Annotated in this window: 5 protein-coding genes; 3 read left to right on the top strand and 2 right to left on the bottom strand. The window is 42.7% G+C overall.

The window, feature by feature from the left end:
* The first annotated feature begins 261 nt into the window (after positions 1-261).
* Positions 262-1,185, top strand: a complete 924-nt coding sequence (gene coaA, locus ACED25_RS22845) for a type I pantothenate kinase (RefSeq protein ID WP_009844725.1) — start codon at positions 262-264, stop codon at positions 1,183-1,185.
* A gap of 7 nt (positions 1,186-1,192) precedes the next feature.
* Here the strand turns inward: coaA and birA are convergent, their stop codons facing one another.
* Together birA and murB are read right to left on the bottom strand one after the other, a co-directional pair.
* Positions 1,193-2,158: a bifunctional biotin--[acetyl-CoA-carboxylase] ligase/biotin operon repressor BirA gene (birA, locus tag ACED25_RS22840; protein WP_017096510.1), complete on the bottom strand. Its 966-nt coding sequence runs from the start codon at positions 2,156-2,158 to the stop codon at positions 1,193-1,195.
* Positions 2,155-3,201 (bottom strand): UDP-N-acetylmuramate dehydrogenase, encoded by a 1,047-nt coding sequence (gene murB, locus ACED25_RS22835; RefSeq protein ID WP_029223747.1) that lies wholly within the window; start codon positions 3,199-3,201, stop codon positions 2,155-2,157. Before murB ends, birA begins: the two co-directional genes overlap by 4 nt.
* Before the next feature lie 66 nt (positions 3,202-3,267).
* On the opposite strand from murB, the gene ACED25_RS22830 reads away from it, so the two are divergent.
* Entirely contained in the window at positions 3,268-3,699 is a 432-nt protein-coding gene (locus tag ACED25_RS22830) for a GNAT family N-acetyltransferase (protein WP_017096508.1), read from the top strand.
* A gap of 91 nt (positions 3,700-3,790) precedes the next feature.
* A complete protein-coding gene (gene pssA, locus ACED25_RS22825) occupies positions 3,791-5,131 on the top strand; it encodes a CDP-diacylglycerol--serine O-phosphatidyltransferase (protein ID WP_017096507.1) in 1,341 nt (446 codons plus the stop codon).
* The last annotated feature ends 786 nt before the right edge of the window (positions 5,132-5,917 follow it).

Below are 5,917 nucleotides of genomic sequence, written 5' to 3'. Positions count from 1 at the left end.
TGGTGACCTACTGATTACAAGTCAGTTGCTCTACCTACTGAGCTAAGTCGGCACAAGTGGGGCGCATTTTATTGAATGATTTTCCACCTTGCAATAGTAAATTGAAAAAAAGTGAAAAATTCTCCTATCAAATTCCTATATACGGCTATTTAGCTCAAGGTTTCTGCCTTTAACCCACATCTAGTACAGGAAGATATTTTATTTATCTATCGCTTGATGTATTTTCCATGCACTTGTTTTGTTATCCACTATAGAGTTTATATGAGCCCATTTATGTCATTTGACCGCGAACGTTGGTCTGAGCTAAGGAATTTAGTTCCGATGACACTTTCTGAGAGCGACTTAAAAGAGCTTCAAGGCATCAATGAAAAGCTCACAATGGAGGAAGCCGTTGAGATCTACCTGCCGCTCTCTCGCCTATTAAATCTCTATGTGGCAGCCAGACAGAATAGAAACTCAGTACTCCATCAATTCCTGGATAAAAACGAGAAAGCACCACCTTTTATCATCGGTATTGCTGGAAGTGTCGCTGTGGGCAAAAGTACAACTGCACGACTGCTTAAAGCCCTACTTTCTCGCTGGGAGAACCACCCAAAAGTTGAGCTAGTGACAACCGATGGCTTCTTATACCCAAATGAGGTGTTAGAAGAAAAAGGATTGATGAGTAAAAAGGGCTTTCCGGAGTCTTACGATATTAAGCGTTTAGTGAACTTTGTTTCGGATGTAAAAGCATGCAAGAGAAATGTCACGGCTCCCGTGTACTCGCATCTTACGTACAACATTACTGATGACGTTAAGTGTGTCGACCTACCAGATGTGCTTATTATTGAAGGACTTAATGTCTTGCAAACAGGCATGAACGATCCACACGAGCCACATCGCGTGTTTATTTCAGACTTCCTTGATTTCTCTCTCTATGTTGACGCTGATAGCCAACAAATCAAAGAGTGGTACGTCAATCGCTTTATGAAATTCCGCGATGGCGCGTTTACCAAACCTGGCTCTTACTTTAGTCATTACACAAAATTATCGAACCAAGCGGCACTGGATAAAGCGGAAGGTATCTGGAGTTCAATTAATGGCTTGAACCTAGAACAAAATATCCTTCCTACACGAGAAAGGGCTCACTTGATTCTACGTAAAGGCGCAGACCATATGGTTGAAGAAGTATTACTAAGAAAATAGTAACACCTTAATCGCCTTTTCTTAGCGATATCTCTCCGCCGATATAGCTCTCGATACCATTCTCAGTTTTGAGTAATACAGCACCTTGTTCATCGATGCCTTGAACAACACCTTCAATTTCTCTAGGTCCAATGATCAACCTAACATTGCGACCTAAGAAATTATCAAAGCGATTCCAACGCTCTACAAAATTCGACATCCCTTTCAACTCATAATCAACAAGAGACTTATCCCAGGCATTGATCAGAGCCTGCGCTAACTGATTGCGATCGGGCACCTTCCCATCACACACTTCTTTAAGAGAAGTCCACGGTTGGCCAATACCTGATGTTGTTGGATCCATGGATAAGTTTAGCCCTAAACCAATCACAATATGAGCAGCGCCACCAGACTGTCCTGACAGCTCTACCAAGATACCAGCGAGCTTCTTGTCATTGTGGTAAAGGTCGTTCGGCCATTTGAGCTTTATACCTTCTACGCCCATCTCTTCCAAAGCTTCAACAACAGCGACACCAACCACAAGGCTCAAGCCCATAGCGGCAGCCATCCCTGCGTCGAGTCTCCAATACATTGAAAGATAGAGGTTTGCACCGAATGGCGATACCCACTCTCGTCCACGGCGTCCACGTCCCGCAGCTTGATATTCAGCAATACAGACAGAACCCGATTCGAGGATGTTAGTACGATCTAATAGGTGTTGGTTTGTTGAACCTATGATTGGAATGAGTTCAAGAGAAGCATCACGACTAACAACAGACAATTTGTCTTCGTCAAGCATATCTAAACGGCTAGCTAGCTTATAGCCCTTGCCTTGAACTCGGTAGATATCTAACCCCCAGTCTTGAATACCTTTAATGTGCTTGCTGATAGCCGCTCGTGATACACCAATCATTTCACCTAGAGCTTCACCTGAATGAAACTCACCGTCAGCAAGACATCTCAATAGTGCAAGCTTGGTACTGTGTTCTCTCATGCCAATGACTCCAAAGCCTTGTCTAGGTTTGTCTCGCAGTCTCGTCCCATAAAACGCACTTCATGTTCCAGTCGAATATCGAATTTATTCAAGACAGACTGACGTACTCGCTCTGCAAGCTTAAGGATATCCACAGCAGAAGCCTTATCATAATTGATGATAACTAATGCTTGGTTTGGGTGAACTTGAGCACCGCCTTCTGTCACGCCTTTGAACTGACATTGATCAATCAGCCAGCCTGCAGCGACTTTGATCATGTCATTGCTCTCATAGCCTACAATGTTTGGGTATAGAGCAAACAGGCGATCAAAATGATCTTTGGTGATCACAGGGTTTTTGAAGAAGCTGCCCGCATTACCTTGGACTCTAGGGTCTGGCAACTTACTTGAACGGATAGCGCATACTTCATCAAATATAGTACGAGGAGAGAGCGTATCGGCTGCTAGGCTTTTTAACGGGCCATAGTGATTGCATGGCTCCCACTCTTTCGGCAACGTTAAACCAATCGCAACAACAATCGCTTTATCGTAGAGAGCGTGCTTGAAAATAGAATCTCGGTAACCAAAGAGACACTCTTCTTTGCTCAATCGCTTAACTGTATAAGTATCCAGACACAGGATATCGACATACTCGCATACGTCTTGTAGCTCAACACCATACGCACCAATATTTTGAATCGGGGCCGAACCTGAACAGCCAGGTATCATTGCTAGGTTTTCTAGACCACCGAGCCCTTTATCCACACTCCATTCAACTAAGTGTGGCCAATCTTCCCCCCCACTAACATGCAGTAGGTGATGACTATCCGTCTCGGTCAACTCAATCCCGGATAATTTGTTCACTATGACCAGACCAGCGAAGTGCTCAGTAAAAAGCATATTACTGCCTTTACCCAGTATTAACTTAGGTAAAGCTGACCATTTAGGGTCTCTGTAAACGGAAATTAATTCTTCGATATTGGTGACTTCAACCAACGTATCACACGTCTGATCTATGGAAAAAGTATGAACATTTTTTAAACTAGCATTGAGATGGAATTGCATGGCGATATTCAATTAACTTACACTGCAGTCATTCTACAGCAGATAAACCAATGGCGCAGTGACTGAATGAACAATGTCATCATTACCCAATTAGACCCAGTAAAGGTTCCCCTAGTTAAACGTTTCTATAAAGAACATTACCCAACGGGAAAAGCTAATAAAAGTGAACTGATCTATTCGTTATTACTGGATAACGAGCTGTGCGGTGTCGTGCGCTTTCGTACAATAGAAAATAATCGCTTACTTACTGGAATGGCGATATCAAAACAACATCGCGGTAAGCAATTAGGCTCCAAACTTATGGATTATTGTGCGCAACATGCACTTACGGAAGACGATTACTGCTTTGCGTACGCTCATCTCACCAATTTTTACGCGCGACACAAATTCGTACAGGTAGAGCCTAAAGATCTGCCAAATGGTTTAAGAGTTTTATACGAGCGCTATTCGAATAGCGGAAAAGATCTCATTCCTATGCATTATCAGCAAAATTGTTAGAGAATGCCTCGATTATCTAGTATTTGATGCTATCCCTTTGGTAAAATTAAAGGTTCGCAATTTTGCATATTTTTAAGGTAAAACAGTCAATATGATTGCCAGTAGGAATCCATTCATACAGTTGCCAACCATAGCGCAGAATCCTGACAAGTTTGAAGTACTGCTATCAGCGCAAGAGTTTCGAACTCGTCTACTTGATGAGATATCTCGCGCAACGACTCGTATTAGTTTAGTCGCTTTGTATCTTGAAGATGATGAGGCTGGCCGTGAAATCCTAACTGCCTTATATGAAACAAAGCAAAAGAATCCAGAATTAGACGTAAGCGTTTGTGTCGATTGGCACCGAGCGCAGCGCGGATTGATTGGTGCAGAGTCTTCTGAAGGCAATGCAGCCATGTATAAAGAGTTTGCAGAAAAATATCAGCACTCTGTACCCGTCTATGGCATTCCAGTTCGCGGCAAAGAAGTCTTTGGCGTATTGCATTTAAAAGGCTTTATCGTCGATGACAGCGTGATATACAGCGGTGCAAGCCTCAACAATATCTACCTGAATTACCATGACCGCTATCGCTTTGATCGTTACCATGTTTTAAACAACGCAGCGCTTGCTGATTCAATGTTTACCTACGTACACGAACAGATGGTTGCGGACAGCGCTGTTTATGACCTGGCTGATAAGAACAAGCCTTCGACCAAAGAACTGAAACCAGCTATTCGTCAGTTTCGTGCATCATTAGCAAGGTCTCAGTATCAATTCGATGGTCAAGAGGTTTCAGCAGACCAAGTTGCTGTAACACCATTAGTTGGTATCGGTAAAAGACGTAACCGTCTGAATCAAGGAATCAATCAACTCGTAGCTCAAGCTAAAGATGAAATCTTTATCTGCACACCTTACTTCAACTTCCCACCTAGCCTAGCTAAAGAAGTGAAGAAAGCGCTTAAGCGTGGCGTAAAGGTCAGCATTGTTGTTGGCGATAAGACAGCGAATGATTTCTTTATCTCACCAGAAGAAGAGTTTAAAACGATTGGTGGTCTTCCATACCTTTACGAATTGAACTTACGTCGTTTCGCTAAAGCGAATGAGGCTCATATTGCTAGCCGTAATCTATCAATTCGACTTTGGCAACACGATTCCAACAGCTTCCACCTAAAGGGTATTTGGGTAGATAAGCGCTACATGCTACTAACAGGTAATAACCTAAACCCTCGCGCATGGAAGTTGGATCTAGAGAACGGCATCTTTATCCAAGATAACTACCATCACCTAACAGACAAGTTTCAGGCTGAAGTGGATAATATCCTTCAACACACTCAGCTTATCTGTACCTATAAGCAGTTAGATAAGGTAGAGAGCTACCCGATGGAAGTTCAGAAGTTGATTCGTAAGATCACTCGTGTGAAAGCCGATAGAGTGCTTAAGCAAATACTGTAGTCGGATGTATTAGAAACACTATTTATCAACGCCTAGCATACGCTAGGCGTTTTTGTATCTGCGATATAAATGACTAAATCGTGAAAATCGTTGATAAGTACCACCACCCGAATTCTATCTATTATCTCCTAGACCTCATGGGCTTTTCTTGGATAACTTCTCGCTCCAAACACCCCAAGCAATCACAGCAAATCCAAGACGATTAAAAAAAATCAAAATAGAAACGGTCCTTAAGATCCCCGGTCATATTGGGCTAGAGTGTGTTGATGTCTGGTTTCAAGACGAAGCTAGGTTTGGTCAACAGAACACAACTACACGTCTTTGGGCGACTCGTGAAACGAGGCCTCGTGTGGTAAAACAACAGCAATTTGAATACGTTTATTTGGTTCGGTAGGAATTGATGAAACAACAGTGGTTCTTTGGGTTAACAAGGACATAATGACAAATCACTTAGAGCAGATATCTAAGGCTACTGAAAAAGGACGTCATGCAGTCTTTATTATGGATGGAGTTGGTTGCGAAAACATGATCTAGCAAATCAAAGTTTCACTGGTTATAACGACATTGTTTCCAAGGTTTGTCGCGCTTGGAATGGATTTCTTGAGTGCAAAGATCGCGTCACCAAAATGAGCAGAAAAGATTGGATAAACCTGATCAGTAACTTTCCGGATTGGTATAACAGCAAGACACTTTTTCAAATGTAAAAAAGCCCTGCTATTTCTAGCAGGGCTTTTCTAATAAGTGGCGGAGTGGACGGGACTCGAACCCGCGACCCCCGGCGTGACA

The organism is Vibrio sp. 1F263 (assembly GCF_041439035.1).
GTDB lineage: Bacteria > Pseudomonadota > Gammaproteobacteria > Enterobacterales > Vibrionaceae > Vibrio > Vibrio tasmaniensis_A.
This window is presented reverse-complemented; position numbering and strand designations above follow the sequence as displayed.